At 57.9% G+C, this 25,901-nt stretch carries 24 protein-coding genes and 1 tRNA gene; 19 read left to right on the top strand and 6 right to left on the bottom strand.

The window, feature by feature from the left end; all coding sequences use genetic code 11:
• The first annotated feature begins 28 nt into the window (after positions 1–28).
• Both BM132_RS22165 and BM132_RS22170 read left to right on the top strand, forming a co-directional pair.
• Entirely contained in the window at positions 29–1,333 is a 1,305-nt protein-coding gene (locus tag BM132_RS22165) for an MFS transporter (RefSeq protein WP_092458753.1), read from the top strand.
• Positions 1,334–1,392: 59 nt separating this feature from the next.
• Complete coding sequence (locus BM132_RS22170; RefSeq protein WP_013693986.1) at positions 1,393–2,196, top strand: IclR family transcriptional regulator; 804 nt, start codon at positions 1,393–1,395, stop codon at positions 2,194–2,196.
• 6 nt (positions 2,197–2,202) lie between these two features.
• Here BM132_RS22170 and BM132_RS22175 read toward each other — a convergent pair whose 3' ends face one another.
• Positions 2,203–3,255, bottom strand: a complete 1,053-nt coding sequence (locus BM132_RS22175) for an NAD(P)-dependent alcohol dehydrogenase (RefSeq protein WP_092458755.1) — start codon at positions 3,253–3,255, stop codon at positions 2,203–2,205.
• A 179-nt stretch (positions 3,256–3,434) separates the two neighbouring features.
• Here BM132_RS22175 and BM132_RS22180 point away from each other — a divergent pair, with 179 nt between their 5' ends.
• On the top strand, positions 3,435–4,325 hold the full coding sequence (locus BM132_RS22180) for an AraC family transcriptional regulator (RefSeq protein ID WP_092399995.1): 891 nt from the start codon (positions 3,435–3,437) through the stop codon (positions 4,323–4,325).
• Between the two features lie 183 nt (positions 4,326–4,508).
• Here the strand turns inward: BM132_RS22180 and BM132_RS22185 are convergent, their stop codons facing one another.
• Positions 4,509–6,173, bottom strand: a complete 1,665-nt coding sequence (locus tag BM132_RS22185; protein ID WP_092399993.1) for an electron transfer flavoprotein-ubiquinone oxidoreductase — start codon at positions 6,171–6,173, stop codon at positions 4,509–4,511.
• A 544-nt stretch (positions 6,174–6,717) separates the two neighbouring features.
• Between BM132_RS22185 and BM132_RS22190 the strand changes: the two genes are divergently transcribed.
• From BM132_RS22190 to BM132_RS22240, 11 genes are all read left to right on the top strand, one after another.
• Complete coding sequence (locus BM132_RS22190; RefSeq protein ID WP_014339477.1) at positions 6,718–7,467, top strand: electron transfer flavoprotein subunit beta/FixA family protein; 750 nt, start codon at positions 6,718–6,720, stop codon at positions 7,465–7,467.
• Between the two features lie 2 nt (positions 7,468–7,469).
• Positions 7,470–8,399, top strand: coding sequence for an electron transfer flavoprotein subunit alpha/FixB family protein (locus tag BM132_RS22195; protein ID WP_092458757.1), 930 nt, complete (start codon positions 7,470–7,472; stop codon positions 8,397–8,399).
• A 90-nt stretch (positions 8,400–8,489) separates the two neighbouring features.
• Positions 8,490–9,314 (top strand): substrate-binding periplasmic protein, encoded by an 825-nt coding sequence (locus BM132_RS22200; RefSeq protein WP_092458885.1) that lies wholly within the window; start codon positions 8,490–8,492, stop codon positions 9,312–9,314.
• Between the two features lie 9 nt (positions 9,315–9,323).
• Entirely contained in the window at positions 9,324–9,683 is a 360-nt protein-coding gene (locus BM132_RS22205) for a DUF4398 domain-containing protein (protein ID WP_047228227.1), read from the top strand.
• A complete protein-coding gene (locus BM132_RS22210) occupies positions 9,680–10,489 on the top strand; it encodes an OmpA family protein (RefSeq protein WP_092458759.1) in 810 nt (269 codons plus the stop codon). The genes BM132_RS22205 and BM132_RS22210 overlap by 4 nt, the downstream gene beginning before the upstream one ends.
• 201 nt (positions 10,490–10,690) lie before the next feature.
• The gene (locus BM132_RS22215; RefSeq protein ID WP_092399985.1) at positions 10,691–12,130 is read left to right on the top strand and encodes an aminotransferase-like domain-containing protein; all 1,440 of its coding nucleotides are present in this window, start codon (positions 10,691–10,693) and stop codon (positions 12,128–12,130) included.
• 90 nt (positions 12,131–12,220) lie between these two features.
• Complete coding sequence (locus BM132_RS22220; protein ID WP_092399983.1) at positions 12,221–12,697, top strand: translation initiation factor 2; 477 nt, start codon at positions 12,221–12,223, stop codon at positions 12,695–12,697.
• Positions 12,698–12,835: 138 nt separating this feature from the next.
• Positions 12,836–13,090 (top strand): YkgJ family cysteine cluster protein, encoded by a 255-nt coding sequence (locus BM132_RS22225; RefSeq protein WP_092399981.1) that lies wholly within the window; start codon positions 12,836–12,838, stop codon positions 13,088–13,090.
• 38 nt (positions 13,091–13,128) lie between these two features.
• The gene (locus BM132_RS22230) at positions 13,129–13,737 is read left to right on the top strand and encodes an START domain-containing protein (protein WP_092399979.1); all 609 of its coding nucleotides are present in this window, start codon (positions 13,129–13,131) and stop codon (positions 13,735–13,737) included.
• 138 nt (positions 13,738–13,875) lie between these two features.
• A complete protein-coding gene (locus tag BM132_RS22235; protein ID WP_092458761.1) occupies positions 13,876–14,112 on the top strand; it encodes a hypothetical protein in 237 nt (78 codons plus the stop codon).
• Positions 14,113–14,315: 203 nt separating this feature from the next.
• Positions 14,316–14,657 carry a ribonuclease E inhibitor RraB gene (locus BM132_RS22240; protein ID WP_092458763.1) on the top strand — a complete coding sequence of 114 codons (342 nt, stop codon included), beginning with the start codon at positions 14,316–14,318 and terminating at the stop codon, positions 14,655–14,657.
• Between the two features lie 95 nt (positions 14,658–14,752).
• Here the strand turns inward: BM132_RS22240 and BM132_RS22245 are convergent, their stop codons facing one another.
• Positions 14,753–15,565 carry a c-type cytochrome gene (locus tag BM132_RS22245; protein ID WP_092458765.1) on the bottom strand — a complete coding sequence of 271 codons (813 nt, stop codon included), beginning with the start codon at positions 15,563–15,565 and terminating at the stop codon, positions 14,753–14,755.
• Between the two features lie 616 nt (positions 15,566–16,181).
• Here BM132_RS22245 and BM132_RS22250 point away from each other — a divergent pair.
• The 3 genes from BM132_RS22250 (at position 16,182) to BM132_RS22260 (ending at position 20,380) form a co-directional block, all read left to right on the top strand.
• Positions 16,182–17,387 carry an acetyl-CoA C-acetyltransferase gene (locus BM132_RS22250; protein ID WP_092399971.1) on the top strand — a complete coding sequence of 402 codons (1,206 nt, stop codon included), beginning with the start codon at positions 16,182–16,184 and terminating at the stop codon, positions 17,385–17,387.
• 25 nt (positions 17,388–17,412) lie between these two features.
• Positions 17,413–19,557: a 3-hydroxyacyl-CoA dehydrogenase NAD-binding domain-containing protein gene (locus tag BM132_RS22255; protein ID WP_092458767.1), complete on the top strand. Its 2,145-nt coding sequence runs from the start codon at positions 17,413–17,415 to the stop codon at positions 19,555–19,557.
• A gap of 88 nt (positions 19,558–19,645) precedes the next feature.
• Positions 19,646–20,380, top strand: coding sequence for an amidotransferase (locus BM132_RS22260; protein WP_092458769.1), 735 nt, complete (start codon positions 19,646–19,648; stop codon positions 20,378–20,380).
• A gap of 99 nt (positions 20,381–20,479) precedes the next feature.
• Here the strand turns inward: BM132_RS22260 and BM132_RS22265 are convergent, their stop codons facing one another.
• The 3 genes from BM132_RS22265 to BM132_RS22275 all read right to left on the bottom strand — a co-directional run bounded on the left by BM132_RS22265 (position 20,480) and on the right by BM132_RS22275 (position 23,254).
• Positions 20,480–21,451, bottom strand: coding sequence for a magnesium and cobalt transport protein CorA (locus BM132_RS22265; protein ID WP_092399965.1), 972 nt, complete (start codon positions 21,449–21,451; stop codon positions 20,480–20,482).
• Between the two features lie 176 nt (positions 21,452–21,627).
• A complete protein-coding gene (locus tag BM132_RS22270; protein WP_092458771.1) occupies positions 21,628–22,350 on the bottom strand; it encodes a 1-acylglycerol-3-phosphate O-acyltransferase in 723 nt (240 codons plus the stop codon).
• 214 nt (positions 22,351–22,564) lie between these two features.
• A complete protein-coding gene (locus BM132_RS22275) occupies positions 22,565–23,254 on the bottom strand; it encodes a crotonase/enoyl-CoA hydratase family protein (protein WP_092458773.1) in 690 nt (229 codons plus the stop codon).
• Positions 23,255–23,561: 307 nt separating this feature from the next.
• Between BM132_RS22275 and BM132_RS22280 the strand changes: the two genes are divergently transcribed.
• Both BM132_RS22280 and BM132_RS22285 read left to right on the top strand, forming a co-directional pair.
• Positions 23,562–23,651: transfer RNA gene (locus tag BM132_RS22280), tRNA-Ser, on the top strand.
• 530 nt (positions 23,652–24,181) lie between these two features.
• A complete protein-coding gene (locus BM132_RS22285; protein ID WP_092458775.1) occupies positions 24,182–25,885 on the top strand; it encodes an ATP-dependent nuclease in 1,704 nt (567 codons plus the stop codon).
• Positions 25,886–25,901: the final 16 nt, after the last annotated feature.

A 25,901-nucleotide genomic window follows, 5' to 3' on the forward strand; every position in this document is an offset into this window, starting at 1 on the left:
CTCAATAAACATAAAAAGAGGCACTCACATGCAAGCGCACACCCTGAGCGCGCAAGCGTCGTTGGTGACGCCCAGCCGCAAGCGTTTTTTCATCATGGTCCTGCTGTTCATCACCGTGGTGATCAACTACCTGGACCGCAGCAACCTCTCCATCGCCGCCCCCGCGCTGACCAGTGAGCTGGGCATCGACCCGATCCACGTCGGGCTGATTTTCTCGGCGTTCGGCTGGACCTACGCCGCCATGCAGATCCCGGGTGGCTGGCTGGTGGACCGGGTGCCCCCGCGTATTTTGTATAGCGTTGCACTGTTGCTGTGGTCGGTGGCCACGGTGATGCTCGGTTTTGCCGCCAGCTTCATTGCGTTGTTCGTCCTGCGCATGGCGGTCGGTGCTTTGGAAGCGCCGGCGTACCCGATCAACAGCCGCGTGGTCACCACCTGGTTTCCTGAGCGTGAGCGGGCTACGGCCATTGGTTTCTACACGTCCGGGCAGTTCGTCGGGCTGGCCTTCCTGACGCCGGTATTGGCGTGGCTGCAACATGCTTTCGGTTGGCACATGGTGTTTGTCGCCACGGGTGCGGTGGGCATTCTCTGGGCGGTGATCTGGTACGCGGTGTATCGCGAACCGCGGGATTTCAAAGGGGTCAACGCCGCCGAGATCGAACTGATCCGCGAAGGCGGCGGGTTGGTGGATATACAAGCCGATACAGCCAAGGCCAAGTTCAGTTGGGCGGACCTGGGGATCGTCCTGACCCAGCGCAAGTTGTGGGGCATCTACCTGGGCCAGTTCTGCTTGAATTCCACACTGTGGTTTTTTCTGACGTGGTTCCCGACCTACCTGGTGAAATATCGCGGCATGGACTTCATCAAGTCCGGCTTGCTGGCGTCGTTGCCGTTCCTCGCCGCGTTTGTCGGTGTGTTGTGTTCCGGGTTCTTCTCCGACTGGTTGATCCGTCGCGGTTCCACGGTGGGGTTTGCCCGCAAGCTGCCGATCATCGGCGGGCTGCTGATCTCTACGGCGATCATCGGCGCCAACTTTGTTGAGTCGACACCGCTGGTGATCGCTTTCCTGGCCCTGGCATTTTTCGGCAATGGCCTGGCGTCGATCACCTGGTCGCTGGTGTCGACCTTGGCGCCCGCGCGGTTGCTCGGGTTGACGGGCGGGGTGTTCAATTTCATCGGTAACCTGGCGGCCATTGCCACGCCCATCGTCATCGGTTTTCTCGCCAGCGGCGATTCGTTTGCCCCGGCCATCACCTATATCGCCGTGCTGGCGTTGATTGGTGCGCTGTCCTACATCCTGCTGGTGGGGAAGGTCGAGCGCATCGAGTTGTAGTCCGACGGGGCGGGCGACCATAATGCCGCCCGTTCCCCGCTCACTGTTGAAGGCCGGATATGCAGCAAGACGATCCAAAAATCACCAAGGACGCGGCGCCCACAGGCACCCAGACACTGCTGCGGGGTCTGGGTGTGGTCCAGGCGGTCGCCAGCGGTGCCCGTGACTTGAAGGAAATCGCCCGGTTGATCGGCACCACCCGCAGCACCACCCATCGCCTGGCCAGTTGCCTGGTGGATGAACGCTACCTGCGCGTGGTGCCGCAAGTGGGTTATCTGTTGGGGCCGAAGCTGATCGAGCTGGGTTTTCAGGCCCGGGAAGAGTTGCCGCTGGTGAGTCTGGCAGGGCCGTATCTGGACGAGTTGTCGGCGCTTACCGGTGACACGGTTCACCTGGCGATTCGCGAGGGTGACGAGGTGTTGTACCTGCTGAAAAATCCGGGGCGCAATGGCCCGGAAATGCGTTCGCGCGTGGGCCATCGCATGCCGCTGGCGCGTACCGGGATCGGTAAGGCGCTGATGCTCGATGATTCTCAGGAACAATGGAAAAGGCTGTATGAAATCAGCTTGCCGGCGGGTGGGAAGAATCAGTTCTGGCCTCAGCATCAGGAGCAATCCTGGGAGCAGTTCCAGCAGCGGATGGTGGAGTATGTAGCCGGTGGTTATGCCTTCGATCTGGAAGACAACGAACCGTCGATTCGTTGTGTGGCGGCGCCGATCCGAGACGCCGGCAAGCGTATCGTCGCCGGTATCAGCATCGCCAGCACCGTACCGTATATGCCGCTGGAAAAAATGGCCGAGCTGATTCCCCTGGTCAAAGGGGTCACAGCCCGGCTGTCGGCCGAACTTGGCGCGAAGGTCTGACGAACGTCAGGCTTTGAGGGTTGCCATGTCGATGACGAAGCGATACTTCACGTCACCTGCGATCATGCGGCTGTAGGCCTCGTTGATCTGGCGGATGTCGAGCATTTCGATGTCGCAGCTGATGTTGTGTTCGGCGCAGAAGTCCAGCACTTCCTGGGTTTCGGCAACACCACCGATCAACGAGCCGGCCAGGACCCGCCGGCCCATGATCAAGTTGGCCGCGTGGACTGGCGGATCGATCGGCTCGACCAAGCCTACCAGGATGTGTACACCGTCGAACCGCAGGGTACTGAGGTAGGGGTTGAGGTCGTGCTGCACCGGAATGGTGTCCAGCAGGAAGTTGAAATGACCGGCGGCAGCGGCCATTTGCTCGGCGTCGGTGGACACGATCACATGGTCGGCGCCCTGGCGACGGGCCTCGTCAGCCTTGCTCGCCGAGCGGGTGAACAGCGTCACTTCTGCGCCCATGGCCTTGGCGAACTTGATGCCCATGTGACCCAGGCCGCCCATGCCCAGCACGCCGACCTTGTCGCCGGCCTTCACGCCATAGTGCTTGAGGGGCGAATAGGTGGTGATGCCAGCGCAGAGAATTGGCGCGGCGCCGGCCGGATCGAGGGTTTCCGGGATGCGCAGCACGAAGTGCTCGCTGACCACGATGCTGTTGGAATAACCGCCCATGGTGTGGCCGCCGCTGATGCGATCCGGGCTGGCGTAGGTCTGCGTCATGCCCTGGTAGCAGTATTGCTCCAGGTCGGCGCGACAGGCTTCGCATTCGCGGCAGGAGTCGACCATGCAGCCAACGCCCACCAGGTCGCCGACCTTATAGCGGGTGACATTCGCACCGACGGCGGTGACTTTTCCGACGATCTCATGGCCGGGCATCAACGGATAAACGGCAATACCCCATTCATTGCGGGCCTGGTGGATGTCGGAATGGCAGACACCGCAGTAGAGAATGTCGATCGCCACATCGTCGGCTCGCGGGCTGCGGCGTTCGAACTTCATCGGGGCGAGGGGAGTGGTGGCCGATTGGGCGGCATATCCGATGGCAGTGTACATAATGGACCTCGCTTGGCTGTGAACGGTGAGAGGGTTCATTCTGCGAGTCCTGTCGGTTCGGGGCGATGGCAATTTCTACGGATGTCATGCCTATTCCTCCGACGTTGGCTATGGTTTGATCCTGCCAGGCGTCAGACCTGCGATGATGTTTTCATCCCTTTTTTCGCGAAGTTTTTCTCATGAAGTTGACCCGCCATCTCGATGCCAACGCGGCGCTGGTTTCGCTGATCGAACCCCTGGCGACCCGTGACGGTTTTGTTCCTACGCCGCTGCCTGGCGTACAAGTCCTGCGGTGCAGCCAGGACATCGCCCGAGGTCCGCAGCTCTACGAGCCAAGCCTGGTGATCATTGCCCAAGGCAGCAAACTGGCTTACCTGGGACCTCGCACACTGGAGTACGGCGCTGGGCATTACCTGATCCAGGCGTTGCCGGTGCCGTTCGAATGCGAAACCTATGCCCTGCCCGATGCTCCGTTGCTCGGGATTTCCGTGGCGATTGATCGGGCGATGTTGGGGGAGCTGGTGCTGGCCATGGGGTTGACGCCGGGGCGAAGCCTGGCGGCGCAGACGCCGGAATCCATGACCATCGCCACGCTCGATGGTGCTATGCGAGGGTGTGTCGAACGGCTGTTGCACTGCTTGCACGATCCGTTGGAGTGTCAGGTCATGGGCCAGGCGCGACTGCGCGAGTTGCTGTTCGTCGTCTTGCGCGGGCCCCAGGCCGACGTACTGCGCGCGCTGGTGGAGCAGCAAGGCCAGTTTGCCCGGATTGCCGCTGCACTGAGCCATCTGCACGCGCATTTCACCGAACCGTTGAACGTCGAGACGCTGGCCAGTTGCGCGAACATGAGTGCTTCGACCTTCCATGAACATTTCAAACGCAGCACGCTGTTGTCACCGGTGCAGTACCTCAAGCGCCTGCGTCTGCTCAAGGCTCAGCGGTTGCTGCTGATCGAGGGCATGGGCGTGGCCCAGGTTGCGCACCAGGTGGGGTATCAGAGTTCGTCGCAGTTCAGCCGGGAGTACAAGCGTTACTTTGAGCGCAGTCCCGGGGAAGAGCGCGCGGCTTGATCACTCAGAATTCCTTGTGGGAGCGAGCCTGCTCGCGATAGCGCTTTATCATTCAAGATGGATGTCGACTGACACGCCGCTATCGCGAGCAGGCTCGCTCCCACATGTGTTCGGTGTGGTTGTCAGAATCGCAGGCAACAAAAAGGCCCCCATGTCGGGAGCCTTGATGTTCAGCGAATCGGCTTACATGTTCGGGTAAGTCGGCCCGCCGGCGCCTTCCGGCGAAACCCAGGTGATGTTCTGTGCAGGGTCCTTGATGTCGCAGGTCTTGCAGTGAACGCAGTTCTGGGCGTTGATCTGGAAGCGCTTCTCGCCGTCTTCCTTGGTCACCACTTCGTACACCCCGGCCGGGCAATAGCGTTGGGCCGGTTCGTCATACAGCGGCAGGTTCTTGCTGATCGGGATGCTCGGATCGGTCAGTTTCAGGTGGCAGGGCTGTTCTTCTTCATGGTTGGTACCGGAGATGAACACCGAGCTGAGTTTGTCGAAGCTGAGCTTGCCGTCCGGTTTCGGGTAGTCGATCTTCTTGCAGTCAGCCGCCAGTTTCAGGCAGGCATAGTCCGGTTTGGTGTCATGCAAGGTGAACGGTAGCTTGCCGGCGAAGATGTTCTGGTCGAGCCAGTTGAAGCCGCCGCCGATGATGGCGCCGTACTTGTGGATCGCTGGGCCGAAGTTACGACTGGCGAACAGCTCTTCATACAGCCAGCTGTTCTTGAAGCTGTCGACGTAAGCAGTCAGTTCATCACCGCCTTCGGATTCGGCGAACAGGCGATCGGCCACCGCCTCGGCGGCGAGCATGCCGGATTTCATGGCGGTGTGGCTGCCTTTGATCTTGGCGAAGTTCAGGGTGCCGAGGTCGCAACCGATCAGCGCGCCGCCCTTGAAGACCATTTTCGGCAGCGAGTTCAGGCCGCCCTTGCAGATAGCACGAGCACCGTAGCTGACGCGCTTGCCGCCTTCCAGGTACTGCTTGAGCACCGGGTGATGCTTGAGGCGCTGGAACTCGTCGAACGGCGACAGGAAAGTGTTGCTGTAGGACAGGTCGACGATCAGGCCGACCACCACCTGGTTGTTTTCCAGGTGATAAAGGAAAGAGCCCCCGGTATTTTCGGTGCCCATGATGTCCAGCGGCCAGCCGGCGGTGTGCACCACCAGGCCCGGTTGATGCTTGGCCGGGTCGATTTCCCAGATTTCCTTCAGGCCGATGCCGTAGTGCTGGGCGTCGGCGTCGCTGTCCAGGTTGAAGCGCTTGATCAGTTGCTTGCCGATATGACCACGGCAGCCTTCGGCGAACAGCGTGTATTTGCCACGCAGCTCCATGCCAGGGGTGTAGAGGCCTTCCTTCGGCTTGCCTTCACGGTCCACACCGAGGTCACCGGTAATGATCCCGCGTACGACGCCATTTTCGTCGAACAGCGCTTCCTGGGCGGCGAAGCCCGGGTAGATTTCCACGCCCAGGTTCTCGGCCTGCTGGGCCAGCCAGCGGCACAGGTTGCCCAGGGAAATAATATAGTTGCCTTCGTTGTGCATGGTCTTGGGCACAAAGAAGTCAGGGATTTTGCTCGCGGTCTCGGCGTTTCTCAGGACATAAATGTCATCGCGCACGACGGGCGTGTTCAACGGTGCCCCGAGTTCTTTCCAGTCCGGGAACAGTTCGTTCAGGGCGCGGGGTTCGAATACCGCACCGGAGAGAATGTGCGCACCGACTTCGGAGCCTTTTTCGACCACGCAGACGCTGATTTCCTTACCGGCTTCGGCGGCCTTCTGTTTCAGTCGGCAAGCGGCAGACAGGCCAGCGGGGCCGGCACCGACGATGACCACGTCGAATTCCATGTATTCGCGTTCCACAGGCTATCTCCTACTCAAGGCTCAACAGTTTTTCTAATTGGAGGTTTGGCGTTGCATCCACGATCTGCTTCGCGAAATCGACGAAAGCGGCAATGAATGACCCGCGCTTCTCTCTTAAGCGGCGCATTATATCTACACCACTCTCAGGGTCCAATACAAACGTTTGTTTGAAATAGCCGCAGGCCTGATAAATCACTGACGTACGGCTTATGACTGACCATTTTGCCGTATTGACCGGAATGGGCGTTCCGGTCAAGATACGGGCGGTTTTGCGCTCGCCGTAGGCTGACTGTTGGTTCCAAGAGCACCTCTAAAGACAGGGCGAAGGCAGCACAAAGTGACGTATTGCGTGGTTCGGACGCGCAGTTTACACGCCGCGATAATGAATGACTTGTCGGTCATCACTGACGAACGGTCTTCACTCCCGTGAGCAAGGTCATGTGTGGTTATGCCGGCGTTTTTAGAGGTGCCCTTGCGCCCATGAGCATCAACCGCCAGGTTCGCCTAGGCGACTTTCTTTTCACCGGAGAGTAACGAGGAATCCATGAAGGTTCTTGTAGCTGTCAAACGAGTGGTCGACTATAACGTCAAGGTTCGCGTCAAGGCGGACAACTCCGGCGTCGACCTCGCCAACGTCAAGATGTCGATGAACCCTTTCTGCGAAATCGCCGTAGAAGAAGCCGTACGCCTGAAAGAAAAAGGCGTGGCGACTGAGATCGTCGTCGTCTCCATCGGCCCGACCACTGCCCAGGAGCAACTGCGTACCGCGCTGGCGCTGGGTGCTGATCGTGCCATCCTCGTCGAATCCGCCGAAGACCTGACTTCCCTGGCCGTGGCCAAGCTGCTCAAGGCTGTGGTCGACAAGGAACAGCCCTCGCTTGTGATCCTCGGCAAGCAGGCCATCGACAGCGACAACAACCAGACCGGCCAGATGCTCGCGGCATTGAGCGGCTACGGTCAGGGCACGTTCGCGTCCAAGGTTGAAGTGTCCGGCGACAGCGTTGCCGTGACGCGCGAAATCGACGGCGGCGCGCAGACAGTTTCCCTGAAACTGCCGGCCATCGTCACTACCGACCTGCGTTTGAACGAGCCGCGCTACGCGTCCCTGCCAAACATCATGAAAGCCAAGAAGAAGCCGCTTGAAGTGCTGACTCCGGACGCTTTGGGCGTTTCCACCGCCTCCACCAACAAGACCCTCAAAGTCGAAGCGCCGGCTGCACGCAGCGCGGGCATCAAGGTCAAGTCTGTTGCTGAGTTGGTCGAGAAACTGAAAAACGAAGCGAAGGTAATCTAATTATGACTATCTTGGTAATCGCTGAACACGACAACAAAGTGCTGGCTCCGGCCACGCTGAACACTGTTGCTGCCGCTGTCAAAATCGGTGGCGATGTCCACGTCCTGGTAGCTGGGCAGGGCGCTGGCGCCGTGGCTGAAGCGGCTGCGAAAATCGCGGGCGTGAGCAAAGTCCTGAGCGCTGACAATGCCGCTTACGCGCACCAGTTGCCGGAAAACGTTGCTCCGCTCGTCGCTGAGCTGGGCAAGGGTTACAGCCACATCCTGGCTGCCGCCACGTCCAACGGTAAAAACATCCTGCCGCGCGTTGCCGCTGCGCTGGACGTCGACCAGATCTCCGAGATCATCTCGGTGGAAAGTGCCGACACCTTCAAGCGTCCGATCTATGCCGGTAACGCCATTGCTACCGTGCAGTCCAATGCTGCGGTCAAGGTCATCACCGTACGTGCTACCGGTTTCGACCCGGTTGCCGCAGAAGGTGGTTCGGCTGCCGTTGAAGCCGTAGGCGCTGCCCACGACGCCGGTATCTCCAGCTTCGTCAACGAAGAACTGGCCAAGTCCGATCGTCCGGAACTGACCGCTGCCAAGATCGTCGTTTCGGGCGGGCGTGGCATGCAGAACGGTGACAACTTCAAGCACCTGTACGCCCTGGCCGACAAGCTGGGCGCAGCCGTCGGTGCTTCCCGCGCCGCGGTCGACGCAGGTTTTGTACCCAATGACATGCAGGTCGGCCAGACCGGCAAGATCGTTGCGCCACAGCTGTACATCGCCGTCGGTATCTCCGGCGCGATCCAGCACCTGGCCGGCATGAAAGACTCCAAGGTGATCGTCGCGATCAACAAGGACGAAGAAGCGCCGATCTTCCAGGTGGCCGACTATGGCCTGGTAGCGGACTTGTTCGAAGCCATCCCTGAGCTGGAGAAGCTGGTCTAATCCGGCGTCTTCACTTATAAAGAGCCCGGCCCTTTGGCCGGGTTTTTTATTATCTGCACGTTGTTGTCACTGCAAGGGGAGCATATCGCCATGGATCTTCGCCGTTTGGCTGGCGTGTCGTTGCTGTGGGCGCTGGCCGTCGTGCCAGGTCTGTCTGTAGCCGCCGGCAAATGTGAACGCCTGATCGCCACCGGTAGCCCGGATGCGCCGCCCTACCTATGGCAAGACCCCCAGGACCCCAAGCACCTGATCGGCGCCAGCGCCGACCTGCTGGCGCAAGTGGCGACGGAGCTGGGGATCAAGATCGAATTGCTCTATGCCGGCAAGCGTGCCCAGGCACTGGACGAAGTGCGCAGCGGACGCATGGACCTGCTCGTCGACGCCGCGCTGACCATCAGCGAGCTTGAAACCCTGGACTATGTTCACCCGCCCTTGCTCAATAACGATTACCTGGTGTGGACCCGCAAGGATTCGACATTGGTGATCACTCAGCCCGAGGACCTTCATGGGCATCCCGGGGCATTGTCGCAAAAGGCGCGAATGACCCAGGCCTTTGGCGTGTTTGCCGAGCAGCAATTGTCCCTGACCCGTACCCCCAACTTGACTGAAGCCTTTCAGAAACTGCTGTTGGGGGAGGTGGAGTATGTCCTGGCAGGGCGTTACTCGGGCCTGGCGATGGCCCAGACATTGGGCATGGCCAATGACCTGCAGGCCGCGCCGCAACCGGTGGATGCCCCGGGGCTGTTCCTCGCGGTTTCCCATAACTCCGCCTGCAATGACCCATGGTTGCGCGGACAGCTGGCGCAAAAGATGACAGAATTGGCCGCGTCCGGCCTGACGGAGGCTGTGTTGCAGCGCAATATCGAGCGTTGGAAAACACAGTTGCAGCCACCTGTTGGTGCCCCAAAACAGTAGGGAACATTAGTGACTATTCGACCTCTTTTCGCTGCCCTGGCCGTACTGGCTCTGGCGGGTTGCGCAGCCGATCCGGCGCCGAATGAACAGATTCGCCTGACCGAACAGGCGCTGGAGCAAGCCCGCGCCGTGGGCGCCACATCCGAAGAAGTGCCCGAGTTGAAACTCGCCGAAGAAAAGTTCGCCCGCGCCCAGTCCAACATGGCCGATGAGTCGTTCAAGAAGGCCCGCATGCGCGCTGAGCAAGCCGAATTGGATGCACGCCTGGCCGAAGCGAAGGTGCTGACCCTCAAAGGCGAGGAACATCTGAACGTGCTTAACACCCGCATCGAGCGCTTGCGCAAACAGTTGAGAGATGACGCCCAATGAAGCAGTCCCAAGTATTTGGCGGCCTGATTCTCGCGGGCCTGGCCAGCTTGTACGGTTGCGCGGGTCAGCGCAGCGAAGCGGCGCTGGAAAAGGCCGGTGCCGACTTCCAGAAGGTCAAGGAAGACTCCAACGTATTGCGAGCCGCGCCCAAGGACGTCATCCGCGCCGGCGAATCCCTGGCCCGGGCCGATCGTTTGTCCAGCTACTGGGGCAGCAGCGAGGATGTGCTGCATTACGCCTACCTGAGCCAGCGTTACAGTGAGATCGCCCGTGAGCACAGCAATCAGGTGCTCAACGAAGAGCGCGCGGCGAAGCTCGAACTGGAGCGCCAGCGCCTGCAACTGGCCCTGCGCGAGTCCAAGTTGCTGAGTGTCCAGCAACAGGGCAAGTGGCTGGAAGAGCAGATCATGGCGATGGCGACCACCGAGACCGATCGCGGCCTGGTGATGACGCTCGGTGACGTGCTGTTCGACACCGGCCAGGCGCAGTTGAAGAACTCGGCCAACCGGGTTGTGCTCAAGATCGTGCAATTCTTGCAGCTCAACCCCAAGCGTGTGGTGCGCATCGAAGGTTACACCGACAGCACCGGCGGCAAGCAGGAAAACCTCAAGCTGTCCCGTAACCGGGCCCAGGCGGTGGCGGACGTGCTGGTGGACTTGGGGATCGACGAAAAGCGCATTCAGGTCGAAGGCTACGGAGATGAGTTCCCGGTCGACGTCAACGCTTCCGAGCGTGGTCGGGCACAGAACCGTCGGGTTGAAATTGTGTTCTCCGACGAGAAAGGCCAGCTCGGCGCCGCCCGCTAAGGGTTGCGTTGCTGGAAAACCCGGCCCCTTCAGAGGCGCCGGGTTTTTTTGGGCCTGCGAATCAGTGATTCATGAGTAACAGTTGGGGCTGTCACTGCCCTGTAGGGTCGAGTAATCTGGCAACTGTCCCAGTACACTTCTAAACTGTTCCGGTATTATCTGTCACAAAAATAAAATGCCCGTGAAATCGAGTGCTGCGTCATGACCAACCTCTTGCTCTATCAACGTATTGCCCAACAACTGGCTGAAGACATCCGGCGCGGTGTGTATCAGCCCGGTGAACGTGTGCCTTCGGTGCGCAAGATGAGCTCGCAGCTCAACGTCAGCCATGCGACGGTGCTGCAGGCCTACGCCAACCTTGAAGATCAGGGGCTGATCCGCGCGCGGCCGCAGTCCGGTTATTACGTGCATCAAACCCCGGCTCTGACGGCGCCGACGCCGGACATCGCGCGGGTAGAGCGTCCGGGGCTGGTCACGCGCAGCAGCATCATCCAGCAGGTGTTGGTTGAGTCGCGCCGCGAAGGGGTATTTCCCCTGGGCGCGGCGGTGCCGAGCGTCGACTACCTGCCTGTACGGGCGCTGCACCAGCAATTGGCCAAGGTCACGCGCTTCCACAGCCCGCGGGCGTTCAGTTACATGTTCAGCCCGGGCTTTGAACCCTTACGGCGTCAGGTGGCGATTCGCATGCGCGATGCCGGGGTCGTGGTGGATCCCTCCGAGGTGGTGATCACTCACGGTTGCGTGGATGCCCTGCAAATGTCCTTGCGAGTGCTGACCCGGCCAGGAGACCTGATCGCCGCCGAATCGCCGACTTACTACGGCTTGCTGCAACTGGCGGATCTGCTGGGCCTCAAGGTCATCGAGATCCCCAGCGACCCGGTCACTGGCATGAGCCTGGAAGCCCTGCAATTGGCGGCCAACCAGTGGTCGATCAAGGCGCTGGTGCTGACCACGCGCTTGAGCAACCCCCTCGGCGGGACGATGCCCGAGGAGCGGCAAAAACAACTGTTGCGCCTGGCCTCGGATTTCGACATCCAGGTCGTTGAAGACGATATTTATGGCGAGTTGATGTTCGAGCAAGGACGCACCAAGGCGCTCAAGGCCTATGACCGGTTGGACCGGGTCATTTACTGTTCGAGTTTTTCCAAGACGTTGTCACCGGGCGTGCGCATTGGCTGGATGATTGCCGGTAAATTCCAGCAGGAAATCCAACGGCTCCAGACCTTCAGCACGCACTCGGCATGCAGCGTCACGCAGATGGGCATTGCGGCGTACCTGGAAAATGGCGGCTATGATCGGCATTTGCGTTATATCCGCCAGGAGTACCGCAAAAACCTCAGTGCCTTTCAGTTGGCAGTGCAGCAGTACTTTCCCGAAGGTACGCAAATGAGCCGTCCCACTGGAGGCTTCATTCTATGGGTCAGCCTGCCGGGACGGGTCAACACTCAGGAGTTGCATGTACGGGCGCTGCAGCAAGGTATCAGCATTGCGCCAGGGCTGATTTTCAGTAACACCGAACAGTTCAACCATTGCATCCGCCTCAATTGCGGTACGCCTTGGAACCGCGAAGCCGAACGGGCCTTGATGACGCTAGGCCTGCTGGCCACCCAACTGTGCCAGGAGACCGTCAGCGGTTACTGATCGAAACTGGGCGAACCCGACCTGATGTGCTTGTCAGCGACTGATTAACAGGCGAGCATGGGGATCTCTGCCGTAAGCGCCGTAGTGTCTATGAAAGCCATTGCTCCTGCCGCCTGGGTTTTGATCGGCCTGTTGACTGCCTTCCACTCGGAAGGTGTCGTGGCTGCGTCGGTGCAGGAGAAGCCGGCCGCCAGCGCCACTAAAAACGCGTCGAAGAAAAAACCGGCAGTGGTTAAAAAAGCCCCCGCTAAAAAAGCCGCAGCGGCGAAGAAAAAACGTGCCCCGGTCGCCTCCAAGAGCAAGTCTGCCCGCGAGGTCGCCAAGACCCGGTTACCGCCGGCCAAGCTGGATTTGAGCCTGCCTCAAGACATGGTTGAAGATCTGCAGCCTCCGGGTGCGGTGCCGTTACCCAAGCGTGAGCCTTTGTTGCCCTCCATGTTTGGGGAAAAACCGGGACCGTTTCAACTCAATGGCCGCTTGCTGAGCAATGAAATGCAATTGCCTTTGCGCAATCAAGAGCGCAATGAAGTCGAAGGTGCGGCGTTGGATTTCGAATTCAAGCAGTAATCCTCCCATCTCGTCGCTGACTGTATGGTCATCCTGGCGTAAAAGAAAAAACACACGGACGGTAATTTAAAACGAGTGTTTTAGCCGTTACTCTGTGTTCTGTTACCAATCATTACTTGTCGTGAGGATGTTGTCGTCATGAAATGCCGCGAGGGCTGTGGCGCCTGCTGCATCGCCCCTTCCATCAGTTCGCCGATTCCTGGCATGCCCCACGGCAAACCGGCGGGCGAACGTTGCGTGCAGCTGTCAGTCGATAACCTGTGCCGGATCTTTGGCCAGCCGGAGCGGCCGATAGTGTGCTCGGCGTTTGGGGCCGACATAGAGGTTTGCGGCAACAGCACTGAAGACGCCATCCGGCTGATCGGTTGGTGGGAGCAAATCACGGCAGCGTAATGGGCCAGTTCGGAACTTCGATAACAAGGAAAAAAACTATGGGTTCGCTGCATCGTATGGCTGTGTTGTGTGGTTTGACCGTGCTGCTGGCAACGGCTACCGCCCAGGCAGAAGACTGGAAAGTCGCCAAGGAAGAGGACGGCATCAAGGTTTCCCTCAGTGAAGTGGCCGGTTCCAAGTACAAGGCCTACCAAGGCGTGACCGTCATGAAAACCACTATGGCCAAGCTGCAAGCTCTTCAGGAAGATGTTTCGGCTGCCTGTGCCTGGATTCACGAATGCGAGAGCCAGGAGCTGCTCAAGCATGAAGGCGACCAGAGCTGGACCTATACCCAGTTCAATACGCCCTGGCCGGTTACCCCGCGGGACTCGGTGTTGCAAGTGACCACCGTCAAAGGTGCCGATGGCAGCCTGACCCGCAACCTCAAAGGCGTGCCCACCTACCTGCCGGAAAAAAAGGGGTTTGTACGGGTCACTCAGGTCGAAGGCTTCTGGAAATTCACGCCCAAGGACGCCGGTCAGATCGAAGTGATCTATCAGGTCCACACCGAACCGGGTGGCGATGTTCCTTCCTGGCTGGCCAACAAGTTCGTAGTGGATGCGCCGTTCAATACGTTGAAAGCCTTGAAAGAACGTGCCGAGAAATAATCGCGGGCGTTGCAGGAAAAAACCGCCCATGAGGCGGTTTTTTCATGGCTGCCGTCCACCGACTGAGCGGAACGATTGTTCAACCCTCAATGTCGAGATAGAGGTAAGCCAGGCCCTGAATTGATCGAGGAGACACCGATGCAAAAGTGGGAGATCACTTTCGTTGATGATCACGGCGAAGCCATCGCCGAGCAGTTCGACTATGATCAGGAGCCCTCCATGGAGCAGGCTGCGCAATTGATTCGCCAAAAGCTGCTTCCAGTACCCGCCAAGCTTGATCTCAATGACCTGGAAGGGCGCACCGCAGACCCTACGGTCAAGAGTCTCAAATCCCAGCACAGTATCGAAATCATCAGCATTACACCGATTTCATGAAGTTCACTGCCTGGCCCCGCTTGGCAGCGACCACGACTTGCGGCTACTCTGCAATTGAGATCAGCGAAAGGATCGCTTAGGTCCGGTCTTGTCAGCTACATGCTTGTGTCCCGACGGTCATTTGATGCCGTAACGCTGCAATCCACAGGGTTGCCCGCACGGGAAGACGGAAAGTCTATCCATCGGTTTGAGGAGGACGTTTCATGAGCACAGCCTATCAAGAAGACATCAGCACCAGTGTGCTTCGCCGCATGAAAGAAGGCGGTTTCGATTTCTCACAATTCCATCCCATCGAGTTCTACGCCATTTTCCCGGATGAGGAGCGGGCGCGCAGGGCGGCAGGTCATTTTCGGGGTGAGTCTTTGAATGCACAGATCAGCGCCCGGGACGACGGGGCCTGGTCATTGGAGTTGAGCCGGGTGATGTACGCCACCTACGATGACATTGGAGACTTCGAACAAAACTTCGAGGCCGTGGTGGAGCCTTTGGGTGGCATCATCGAAGGTTGGGGTGTCAAACAGGAAATACGGCGCCTGCACGCCTGATCGTTCATTCACGCAACCCGAGCAACGGCTGACCTATGTGTCGGCCGTTTTCATAGGGTGTGCTCCCACAAGGTCACCTCAGCCACAACGCTGACTCATGGGGCCAACGGCTGTTTACGCCCCGCCATATGCTTGAGATATCCCACCAGCAGCTCCAGCTCCGAATCCGGCAGCACCGTGGCCGAGAACCCCGGCATCTTCCCTTGGGGCCAGCGCCGCAGACTTTGTGGGTCGCGGATATAGCGCTTGAGGAACTCCCCGGAAAAGTACTCGGTAGGATTGAAAGGGATGTTCAGGTCCGGGCCAAACTGCGCGTCGCCTGCGCCATTGAGCCGATGGCAGGCCAGGCAGTTTTTCTGAAACAGTTCAAAGCCCTTATAGACCGGATCACCCTGGGTCACCGCGGGCGCTGGCAACAGGGCAGGGAAGCGCTCGGCTACCGCTGACAGGCGCTTGATGGTCGCCACCGCGTACGGCCATTGTTCGGGGCTGATGTGACCTGCCTGGGGGTGGGTCCAGACCAGATAGAAGGGCCCGGCGCTGCCCTTGCCTTCACCCAGCGCGGGCCAGGGTTGGGCCGGGTCTTCAATCGCCAGCCAGGCTCGAGCACCGGTGCTGTTGAGTAGCGGTGCCGCGGGCAATTCGGCGGCAAATCCGTCCAGCGCCACGGCCTGGAGATGGTCGTCGGGGCGTACCCCGGTCAACAACGCGGTCAGCGGCACGGCGCGATAACTCATCGGCTTTTTGTAGGAAACGTCTTCAGCGATCTGAATCGTTCGGGCTTCAGGATGCTGGAGCAGTTCGGCGGTCTGCCAGGTGCGAGCAGTCGTGCCCAGCTCCAGCACCAGCTGCGCGGCAAACAAGGGCGTGCTGAGCAGCAGCGCGCCGAACACAATGAGAGCTTTCACGAGGGTCGTCTTCCATGTCGAGGGAGTGCCGCAAAGGTTGGCACAGCTGCTGCGACTCGAACAACGAACCTGTCACATTTTTTGACGATACAAGCGATAGCGCTTGCCGATGATACAGGCGCCCGCGCGCAGGATTCAGCCGATCATCTTGGTGATATTCGGCACAATCAACAGCAGCGTCGTGGCGAAGAGAATGAGTCCGGCTTGACGAACTTTCGAATGTTTGAACATGGCTGACCCGCCTTTTTGTTATTTCCTGAGGCCAGCCTGCATATCTCCTGGCGGCTGGCGTTGCACTTCCTGTCTGACAAGCGCCTCGGCAAAACCCGACGACTATCTTGTACAAGGATTACATTAGGGGCCGCAGCCGCCTTGGCTTAGATCCAATTCGTATGAGTTAGCCACCAACTGTTCTTAAAAAGATATGAGGCCTAGTGCCACCTTCGTGAAGGCCCTTTTGCTAGACACTTTGCTCACCTGAATCGGTTAACCCGATAGCAGGCTACCGTTCGTCTGAGCGTGGCCGTCAACGTCGTTGAGCACTGCGGTCATTGAATCTCGGGCCGCTGGGCTTATGGTTGGAGCCATTGCATTGTCCCAGTGGTTTGAGGATGTCATGACCGAAGCTTTGATTTTTGACGCATTACGCACCCCCCGTGGCAAGGGCAAGGCCGATGGCGCTTTGCACAGCGTCAAACCGGTGAACCTGGTGGGCGGCCTGCTCACTGCCCTGCAGCAGCGCATGGGCCTGGACACCAGCCAGGTAGACGATATCGTGCTCGGTTGCGTGACGCCGATCGGTGATCAGGGCGCCGACATCGCCAAGACCGCCGCGCTGATCGCCGACTGGGATGTCAGCGTGGCAGGCGTGCAGCTCAACCGGTTCTGTGCCTCGGGCCTGGAAGCGGTGAATCTGGCGGCCATGAAAGTGCGCTCAGGGTTCGAGGACTTGGTGGTGGCCGGCGGTGTCGAATCCATGTCGCGCGTGCCCATGGGCAGCGACGGCGGCGCTTGGGCGCTCGACCCCCAATCCAACCTGCAGGGCCACTTCACGCCTCAGGGCATCGGTGCCGACCTGATCGCCACCCTGGAGGGCTTCAGCCGCGAGGACGTCGATGCTTTCGCGCTGCACTCCCAGCAAAAGGCCGCCCGGGCCCGGGCCGACGGTTCGTTCAACAAATCCCTGGTGGCGGTGCGGGACCAGAATGGCATCGTGCTGCTGGATCACGACGAATTCATCCGTGCTGACTCGACCCTGGAGGGCCTGGGCAAGCTCAAGCCGAGTTTCGAAGCCATGGGCCAGATGGGTTTCGACGCTACGGCGCTGCGGGTCTACAGCCATGTGGAACGGATCAACCATGTCCACACGCCGGGCAACAGTTCCGGCATCGTCGATGGGGCGGCGCTGATGCTGATCGGCTCCGAAGCCAAGGGGCAGGCCCTGGGGCTGCAACCGCGGGCGCGGATTGTCGCCACGGCGGTCACCAGCACCGATCCGACCATCATGCTCACCGGCCCGGCGCCGGCTACCCGCAAGGCTCTGGTCAAGGCGGGGCTGCGGGTGGAGGACATCGACCTGTTCGAAGTCAACGAAGCGTTCGCCTCAGTGGTGCTCAAGTTCATCAAGGACATGGCCATCGACCCCGCTAAGGTCAACGTCAATGGCGGCTCCATCGCCATGGGGCATCCTTTGGGGGCTACAGGCTGCGCAATCCTCGGCACTTTGCTCGATGAGCTGGAGGCGCGTCGCCTGCGCTATGGCCTGGCGACGCTGTGTGTCGGCGGCGGCATGGGCATTGCCACCGTTATTGAACGTCTCTGAGCCCCGACTTCAAGGAATACTTTTCATGAGCGATGCCATCCGCTACGAAACCGGCCCGGACCGGATTGTCGTCCTGACCCTGGACATGCCAGGCCAGAGCGCCAACACCATGAATGCGACGTATCGCGAGGCCATGGCCGCCTGCGTCGTCCGGCTGATTGCCGAAAAAGACTCGATTGCCGGAGTGATCATTACCTCGGCCAAGAAAACCTTCTTCGCTGGCGGCGACCTCAACGAATTGGTCAAGGTTGAGAAACCCCAAGCCAAGGCATTCTATGAAATGGTTCTCGGGCTCAAGACGCAACTGCGTGCCCTGGAAACCCTGGGAAAACCGGTGGTGGCTGCGATCAATGGCGCGGCCCTGGGCGGCGGCTGGGAAATCTGCCTGGCCTGCCATCACCGTGTGGCGCTGGATCATCCGTCGGTGCAGATTGGCCTGCCGGAAGTCACCCTGGGCCTGTTGCCGGGTGGCGGCGGGGTGGTGCGGATGGTGCGCTTGCTTGGCTTGGAGAAAGCCTTGCCGTATTTGCTCGAGGGCAAGAAGGTACGCCCGCAACAGGCGCTGCAGGCCGGTCTGATCGATGAGCTGGCGGTGGATCGCGAGGACCTGCTGAACAAGTCCCGGGCCTGGATTCTCGCCAACCCCAGCGTGGTCCAGCCTTGGGACGCGAAGGGCTATCAGATTCCGGGTGGCACACCGTCGCATCCGAAAGTCGCGCAGATGCTGGCGATAGCCCCTTCGATCCTGCGCAACAAGACCCAGGGTTGCCTGCCCGCGCCGGAGAAAATTCTCTGCGCGGCGGTGGAAGGTGCCCAAGTGGATTTCGACACCGCCCACATGATTGAAACCCGCTACTTCACCGAGCTGACCACCGGCCAGGTGGCCAAGAACCTGATCGGCACGTTCTGGTTCCAGCTCAACGAAATCAAGGCCGGCGGTTCGCGCCCGCAGGGCTTTGCACCTTATCTGACGCAAAAAGTCGCGGTGCTCGGCGCCGGCATGATGGGGGCTGGTATCGCCTACGTCAGCGCTATGGCCGGCATTGCGGTGGTGCTCAAGGACGTCAGCCTTGCCGCCGCCGAGAAGGGCAAGGCCCGTGCGGCGGCGCTGCTGGATAAGAAGGTCGCCCGCAGGCAGCTCACCGCCGAGCAGCGCGAAGCCACGCTGGCGCGGATTCAAACCACTGACAGCGACGCGGACCTGGCCGGTTGCGATCTGGTCATTGAGGCTGTGTTTGAAGACCGTGCCCTGAAAACCAGTGTCACAGCCGCTGCCCAAGCGGTAGTTGGGGTGGACGCGGTGATCGCCTCCAACACCTCGACCCTGCCCATCACCGGCCTGGCGACGGCTGTACCGGATCAGACGAAGTTCATCGGCCTGCATTTCTTCAGCCCGGTGGAAAAAATGCCCCTGGTGGAAATCATCAAGGGCGCCCGCACCAGCGACGAAACCCTGGCACGCGCTTTCGATTTCGTTCTGCAAATCAACAAGACGCCGATTGTGGTCAACGACAGTCGAGGCTTCTTCACTTCCCGGGTATTCGGCACCTTTACCAACGAAGGCATCGCCATGCTGGGTGAGGGCGTGAGCGCGCCGATGATCGAGACCGAGGCGCGCAAGGCCGGCATGCCAGTGGGGCCTCTGGCAATCTCTGACGAAGTGTCCCTCAGCCTGATGAGCCATATCCGCGCGCAAACCGGCAAGGACCTGCAAGCGGAAGGGAAAACGCCGACCGAGCACCCGGCGTTCGCCGTGATTGACTTGCTGCTCAACGAATACAAGCGGCCAGGCAAAGCAGCCGGGGCCGGTTTCTATGAATATCCGGCTGACGGGCAGAAACACCTGTGGCCGGAGCTCAAGAATCGTTTCGAGAAAGCTGACGGGCAGATTTCGCCACAGGACATCCGCGATCGCCTGCTGTTCATCCAGGCCCTGGAAACCGTGCGCTGCGTGGAGGAGGGCGTGCTCACCTCCACGGCGGACGCCAACGTCGGTTCGATTTTCGGTATCGGTTTCGCCGCCTGGACTGGCGGAGCCTTGCAGTTCATCAACCAGTACGGCCTGCTGGATTTTGTCGCCCGCGCTCAGTACCTGGCCGAGCAGTATGGCGAGCGTTTTTCACCGCCGGCCTTGTTACTGGAGAAAGCCGCCCGGCAAGAACGGTTCTGACTGGCAGGGGAAGGGGCTTGCCTTGGGACGGTGTTTCAAGGCACGCTCAGGGTGTGCAATATTCCCATCATCGTGTCAGGTATTTTTTATGTCGTTGCGCATCTGCATTTTGGAAACCGATATCCTGCGTCCGGAACTGATCGACCAATATCAGGGTTACGGGCAGATGTTCCAGCGCCTGTTTTCACAACAGCCCGTCGCGGCTCAGTTCATTGTGTATAACGTGATGCAGGGGCAATACCCCAACGACGATGAGGCGTTCGACGCTTACTTGGTGACCGGCAGCAAAGCCGATTCCTTCGGCACCGATCCCTGGATTGAAACCCTCAAGACCTTCCTGCTGGAGCGCTACCAGCGCGGCGACAAGTTGCTGGGCGTGTGCTTCGGTCATCAACTGCTGGCGCTGTTGCTAGGCGGCAAGGCCGAGCGCGCCACTCAGGGCTGGGGGGTGGGCACCCACCGTTACAAGCTCGCGGCCAAGGCGCCATGGATGAGCCCGGTGATGGAAGAGCTGACCCTGCTGATCAGTCATCAGGATCAGGTCACCGAACTGCCGGAAAACGCCACGGTCATCGCGTCCAGCGATTTTTGCCCGTTCGCGGCCTACCACATCAACGATCAGGTGCTGTGCTTCCAGGGCCACCCGGAATTCATCCACGATTATTCCCGGGCGCTGCTGGAGATTCGCCAGCAACACCTGGGCGAGCAGATCTACAGCCAAGGCATGGCCAGTCTTGAACAGGCGCATCACGGCACGACAGTGGCTGAATGGATGATGCGTTTCGTCGCGCACAAGCCTGAGACCGCAGCGGCCCAAGACTAAAACACCATCGCCTCCCATGCTTGATAGGCAGACGATCAAGTGTGGGAACGAGCCTGCTCGCGATGAATGTCACCCCAGCCTCAACGGCATACAAGCCGTCTACAACCACCCCGATCGCTTGAAGCTCCCCCACAACGCGGTACAGCCCACCGCAATAAATCCCAGCACTAGAAAATACCCGTAGTGCCAGGTCAATTCCGGCATGTTCTCGAAGTTCATCCCATAGATGCCGGCGACCGCCGTGGGGAACGCCAGGATCGCCGCCCATGCGGCGAACTTGCGCTGCACCACGCTCTGGCGCGACGCTTCGAGCAGCACGCCGATTTCAATGGTCTGGCTGGCGATGTCCGCCAACGTCGCCAGGTCTTCCATTTGCCGCGTGACATGAATCTGCACATCGCGGAAATACGGACTCATGTTTTTGTCGATGAAGGGAAAGTCCAGTCTTTGCAATTCTTCGCTGATTTCCACCATCGGTGCTGCATAACGACGCAGGCGTAATACGTCACGGCGCAAGCTGTGCAAGTTCTGAATATCCCGCTCGTTCAGGGCACTGCACAGTACGTTGCGCTCCAGCTCATCGATCTCGGCATGGATGGCTTCACCCACCGGCTGGTAGTTTTCAATGACGAAATCCAGGATGGCATAGAGAACGAAGTCTTCCCCGTGCTCCAGCAGAATGGGCCGCGCCTCGCAGCGCTGTCGCACGTGGGCGTAGGACGCCGAGTGGCCATTGCGGGCGGTGATGATGTAGCCGTTGCCGGCGAAGATATGCGTCTCGATGAACTGCAGCTTGCCATCCCTGCGCACCGGCGAATACGTGACGATAAACAGCGCATCGCCAAAGGTCTCCAGCTTGGGGCGGCTGTGCTTTTCCATCGCGTCTTCAATCGCCAACTCATGCAGGTTGAATTGGCGCTGCAGATTGGTCAGCTCCTGGGTGCTGGGCTCTTCAAGGCCGATCCACACAAAATGACCTGGTTTGGCTGCCCAGGCGCTGCCTTCGTCGAGGGTGATGTTGGTGACTTTCTTACCGGCGCTGTAAACCGCAGCAGCAACGACTCTACCCATGATGGTGGTTCACTTCTTCTTGGAAAATGGCAGTGGCAGGCAATCAGTAGCTTAGTGTGCCTTGCTGCTTGAGAGTCAGCAAAATCCGCCGAGTTCGCCGGTAGAGTCAAATGCCATGCAGGTAACAGAGTCGATCGGGCTTCTGTGCCCGGCTGGCTATTGTTTTAACTGAGTCGTCAAACAGCCTGCACCTGCCGGTCCATCGCCGCGATGCACTCGCGCATTTGCTCACGGCATTGGGCGATGAGCCGGGGCATGTCATCCAGGCTCAATCCTGCTGTAGGAATCGCTGGCAGCGAGCGTATGAGAATGTCACCGCTGCGCCAGCGATTGAGGCGCATGTGCTTGATGTAACTGCTGACGCACACTGGAATAATCGGCACCCCGGCGGCGATCGCCATCTGGAAAGCACCTTTCTTGAAGGGCAGCAGATCCTCGCCGAGATTGCGCGTGCCCTCCGGGAACACCCAGATCGATGTGTCCTCATGCTGCAACGTATGAGTAGTGGTCAACATCGACTGGCGCGCCTTGATCGCGTTCCCTCGGTCGATCAGCACATTGCCCGCCAGCCAGAACAATTGCCCGAACAACGGCACCCACTTCAGGCTTTTCTTACCGATGCACACGGTGCGGTAGGGCACCACGTTGCCGAACACGAACAGGTCATAGTTGGATTGGTGGTTGGCAATGATCACGCAGCTCTGGGACTTGTTTACCAGCGTGTCGACCTCGGCCTTCACCCGCAGACGCAAAATGCACATGGCGGGCCACGCATACAGCCTGGCGCATAAACGGCTGTTGTCTGGATTGAACGGCCGACACAGCCCCAGGATCACCCCGAGCACACCCGCCAGCACAAAATGCAGACCCATCAACAACATACGCAATACAAAGAGCATCTACAGGCCCCATCGGGACAAAAGGTGGCGCAGTGTACGGATGTGCACTATTTTCGGCAATTGCCGCTATAGAGGTAGGAGATGGGCGATGTTTGAGCGCATGTTTCCGATTGGCGTGTCAGAAGCAGGCTAGAGCGGTTGTCGTTTTTTAAACGACGCGCGTAAGAAAAAGCCCGACGCTGAAGTCGGGCTTTTCGTTTTGTTCTGCGGAGGGTTAACCCATGTGCTCCTGATCCAGCAGGATTGCACTGTCCAGCGTCTCCAGCAGGGCCTTGCGCACTTTCAGCTTGGTGTTCTTGTGGGCGGTCATGTTGATTTTTTTCAACTGACGCGCCGCCTCCAGCGCCGCACCTTGCAGTTCATCGGTCGACACCACCTTGTCGAGGAAGCCGGCATCCACAGCGCTCTGCGGGTTGAACATCTCGCCATTGATCACCGAGCGATGAAACGCGGATTTGCGCAGGCGATCACGGGCCAGCTCGATACCGGCGTGGTGCATGGTCATGCCGATCTGTACCTCGTTCAGGCCAATGCTGAACGGTCCATCGACACCGATGCGGTAATCCGCCGACAGCAGCAGGAACGCACCCTTGGCCACTGCATGCCCAGGGCACGCGACAACAACAGGGAAGGGATGCGACAACAGGCGACGGGCCAGGGTCGAGCCGGCCGTGACCAAACTCACCGCTTCCTTGGGACCGGCGGTCATCACCTTCAAATCGTAACCACCGGACAAAATCCCCGGTTGCCCGGTAATGATCACCACCGCCCGATCCGCCACAGCCTGATCCAGCGCAGTGTTGAACGCGGCGATCACATCCGGCGAGATGGCATTGACCTTGCCGTTGTTCAAGGTCAGGGTCGCGATACCGTCTTCGAGATGGTAGGCAATCAGGTCGCTCATGGCGCTATTCCTTGTAAGAGAAGTGACGCAGACGTTACCCACCGCCGCAGGCCAGGTAAAGCGCCGTGACTGACTCACCGGTCAGCCCCCAGCCCCCATAAACCGTCTGGCCGCCCCATCGCCCGCGCCTTGCTCCATAGAACACTGCGCGCACAAACCCGAAGATTGGCCGGTTTGCCATGCTCCGCCGCGTTTGAAATGCCCGATCACCTTAACCGCATGAAAATTCTGAAAAAAACCTTTGCCATCGGAAAAGCTTTCGACTACATTAGCGCGCCTCGACAGACTGAACAGTTTGCCGAGACACGGTGAAGTGTCCGAGTGGCTTAAGGAGCACGCCTGGAAAGTGTGTATACAGGAAACTGTATCGAGAGTTCGAATCTCTCCTTCACCGCCACATTCTGAGAACACAAACCCCTGATTTTCCTAGAGAAAGTCGGGGGTTTGTGGTTTTTGGCGTCTGGAAAAAGGGCGATATGGGACAGTTGATGGTTTTCAACCCAAAAGCAGCATCCCAATTCCTGTCTAGGTGTGCATACAATTGGCCATCACCTAGAGGGGGTTGCCATGACTGTATATGCCTGTCCGAGCTGTACTGAGCTGTTCAAAGTCGTTTACCTGAGTGGCACGTTTCCTGGAGGTAAGGAGCGTGAAAGCATTGACTGCCCTAATTGTGGTACGAAGGTGAGCAGTGAGGTGACTAGCGCTGTGTTGTCCACGAAGGCCCTCACTCCTGAAGAAAAGGTCGCCCATGAGCTTGAGCTGAGTATTCGGCCTTCGCGTCATCAATAATTGCGCTTTCCCTAAACAGGCTAGCCGATCTCGGTGTCGGGACTACCGACAGGCCTGTTTAGGTAAATAATATATTGAGTGCGGTTAAGATAGGCGCGCAGCCAATTTAACAAAACAGTGCAGAGCTGAGATTATATGGATATTCGGATTAAGAAATTTAAAAAGATTGATGATGTGGCTGTCACTTTGGCGTCGCTAAATATTTTCATTGGTGCAAATAACTCTGGGAAAAGCAGCTTTATACAAGGGATTCAATTCGCTATTTCGGGTTGTCAGACTTTAAGTCTTAAAGGTGGGGTGTGGGGGAAAGGCATCAAAACTCTCTCGTTAGACTCAAGCGAGTATCTTTATACTCCAACCAATAATATTGAGTATCTTTATCATGGGAAGCGACTGACGGGGTCTCGAACAAAGCAAGCTAGGAGCTGGATTGAGTTCATACTTTCCGATGGTAAGACTTCAACGTTAAAAATATCAAAAGGAAAAAATGGTGGTTTTACAACGAGCCTGAGTGGGCGAGATTTGGGAGAAAAGCTAAGCGATATCGAGAAGCCTTATTGTGTATATGTGCCAGGAATTGCTGGCGTTCCTACGCAAGAAAAATACGAAGTAGCTATTACGGTTAAGAAATCTGCTACTCGCGGTGATAGTAATAATTACCTGCGAAATATTTTATATTCCATAAGTAAGGAGGCGGAAAGATGGAGTTCGTTCAAGGGTTCGGTGAATTGTATTTATCCCAATATTGATGTTCTTGCGAAGTTTGATGAGCATAAATCAGAATTTATTCATGTTTTTGTATTTGACGGCAATCTTGAATTGCCTTTGGATTCTGTCGGTACTGGACTGCTTCAGGTAATTCAAATCTTTGCATATATAGAATATTTCAACCCCAGGGTAATTTTGCTGGATGAACCGGATTCTCATATACATCCCACCAAACAAAAGCTACTAGCCAAAGAGCTTTCTAGACGTGCTAATGATAATCCCGATTTAAGGGTTGTTTTTTCAACTCACTCAAGATACATATTGGACGCTTTAGAAGATAAAGCAAATGTCGTTCATTTTCAGGATGGTACTGTTTTTCAAGATGTCAAAGGTAGCAAGATCTTATTGGATATCGGCGCGGCAGATGCAGACTATCTGTTTTCGAAGAAGGCCTTAAAGTACATTGTCGTGACAGAGGATAAAGTCGATGACATCGATGAGAAAAAAGATTTTCTGAGAAAGTTTTTACTTGCTAACGGTTTGATTGAGGATGAATTTGTACTGCATTCATATGAAGGCTGTACGAAAGTAGATTTTGCAAAAATACTTCAAGGTTTTGTTCGGAAGCAGATTCCGGTAGTGAAAGTAATTGTACATATTGATCGAGATCAAAGGGTAGACGGCGATAGAGATCTGTTAAAATTAATTGATGACTGTCAAAAAAATGATCTGATTTTTTTCATGACCAAGTTTCAGGAGATTGAGTCGTATTTTTGTACGCCATTACATATGCATGAAGTATATGGGGTTTCATTGGAGAGGGCAGAAGAAAAATATAAACAATTTATAGCTGAGCTTGAAGGTGAAACTAAGCGAAAGCTTTCGAATTTTATCTTAAGATATCGTAAAGATCTAAGTTTGAATAGAGCGGGTCAGCAAGACATAGCGGTTGTAAATAAGCTCGTTGATGAATGGTATGGTCAATACGGTGAGCAACTCACTCCTGGTAAAGAGTTGTTGGGTAAAGTTAAAAATTTCGCGCAGGTGGAATTAAAAGAAGATCCCAATAAGATATTGACTATTTCAAATGCATTGAGTTGCGAAGAGTTTAGAAAATTGTTAGATGTATAAGTGCGGGTGCGCGGGC

Origin of the sequence: Pseudomonas sp. NFACC45 (assembly GCF_900113505.1) — a bacterium.
In the GTDB taxonomy this organism is placed as follows: domain Bacteria; phylum Pseudomonadota; class Gammaproteobacteria; order Pseudomonadales; family Pseudomonadaceae; genus Aquipseudomonas; species Aquipseudomonas tehranensis.

Excerpts from the sequence above, each read along its gene's own strand:
- BM132_RS22165 (WP_092458753.1), top strand. The coding sequence starts at position 29 with ATGCAAGCGCACACCCTGAGCGCGCAAGCGTCGTTGGTGACGCCCAGC.
- BM132_RS22170 (WP_013693986.1), top strand. The coding sequence starts at position 1,393 with ATGCAGCAAGACGATCCAAAAATCACCAAGGACGCGGCGCCCACAGGC.
- BM132_RS22175 (WP_092458755.1), bottom strand. The coding sequence starts at position 3,255 with ATGTACACTGCCATCGGATATGCCGCCCAATCGGCCACCACTCCCCTC.
- BM132_RS22180 (WP_092399995.1), top strand. The coding sequence starts at position 3,435 with ATGAAGTTGACCCGCCATCTCGATGCCAACGCGGCGCTGGTTTCGCTG.
- BM132_RS22190 (WP_014339477.1), top strand. The coding sequence starts at position 6,718 with ATGAAGGTTCTTGTAGCTGTCAAACGAGTGGTCGACTATAACGTCAAG.
- BM132_RS22195 (WP_092458757.1), top strand. The coding sequence starts at position 7,470 with ATGACTATCTTGGTAATCGCTGAACACGACAACAAAGTGCTGGCTCCG.
- BM132_RS22200 (WP_092458885.1), top strand. The coding sequence starts at position 8,490 with ATGGATCTTCGCCGTTTGGCTGGCGTGTCGTTGCTGTGGGCGCTGGCC.
- BM132_RS22210 (WP_092458759.1), top strand. The coding sequence starts at position 9,680 with ATGAAGCAGTCCCAAGTATTTGGCGGCCTGATTCTCGCGGGCCTGGCC.
- BM132_RS22215 (WP_092399985.1), top strand. The coding sequence starts at position 10,691 with ATGACCAACCTCTTGCTCTATCAACGTATTGCCCAACAACTGGCTGAA.
- BM132_RS22220 (WP_092399983.1), top strand. The coding sequence starts at position 12,221 with ATGAAAGCCATTGCTCCTGCCGCCTGGGTTTTGATCGGCCTGTTGACT.
- BM132_RS22225 (WP_092399981.1), top strand. The coding sequence starts at position 12,836 with ATGAAATGCCGCGAGGGCTGTGGCGCCTGCTGCATCGCCCCTTCCATC.
- BM132_RS22230 (WP_092399979.1), top strand. The coding sequence starts at position 13,129 with ATGGGTTCGCTGCATCGTATGGCTGTGTTGTGTGGTTTGACCGTGCTG.
- BM132_RS22235 (WP_092458761.1), top strand. The coding sequence starts at position 13,876 with ATGCAAAAGTGGGAGATCACTTTCGTTGATGATCACGGCGAAGCCATC.
- BM132_RS22240 (WP_092458763.1), top strand. The coding sequence starts at position 14,316 with ATGAGCACAGCCTATCAAGAAGACATCAGCACCAGTGTGCTTCGCCGC.
- BM132_RS22250 (WP_092399971.1), top strand. The coding sequence starts at position 16,182 with ATGACCGAAGCTTTGATTTTTGACGCATTACGCACCCCCCGTGGCAAG.
- BM132_RS22255 (WP_092458767.1), top strand. The coding sequence starts at position 17,413 with ATGAGCGATGCCATCCGCTACGAAACCGGCCCGGACCGGATTGTCGTC.
- BM132_RS22260 (WP_092458769.1), top strand. The coding sequence starts at position 19,646 with ATGTCGTTGCGCATCTGCATTTTGGAAACCGATATCCTGCGTCCGGAA.
- BM132_RS22265 (WP_092399965.1), bottom strand. The coding sequence starts at position 21,451 with ATGGGTAGAGTCGTTGCTGCTGCGGTTTACAGCGCCGGTAAGAAAGTC.
- BM132_RS22270 (WP_092458771.1), bottom strand. The coding sequence starts at position 22,350 with ATGCTCTTTGTATTGCGTATGTTGTTGATGGGTCTGCATTTTGTGCTG.
- BM132_RS22275 (WP_092458773.1), bottom strand. The coding sequence starts at position 23,254 with ATGAGCGACCTGATTGCCTACCATCTCGAAGACGGTATCGCGACCCTG.
- BM132_RS22285 (WP_092458775.1), top strand. The coding sequence starts at position 24,182 with ATGGATATTCGGATTAAGAAATTTAAAAAGATTGATGATGTGGCTGTC.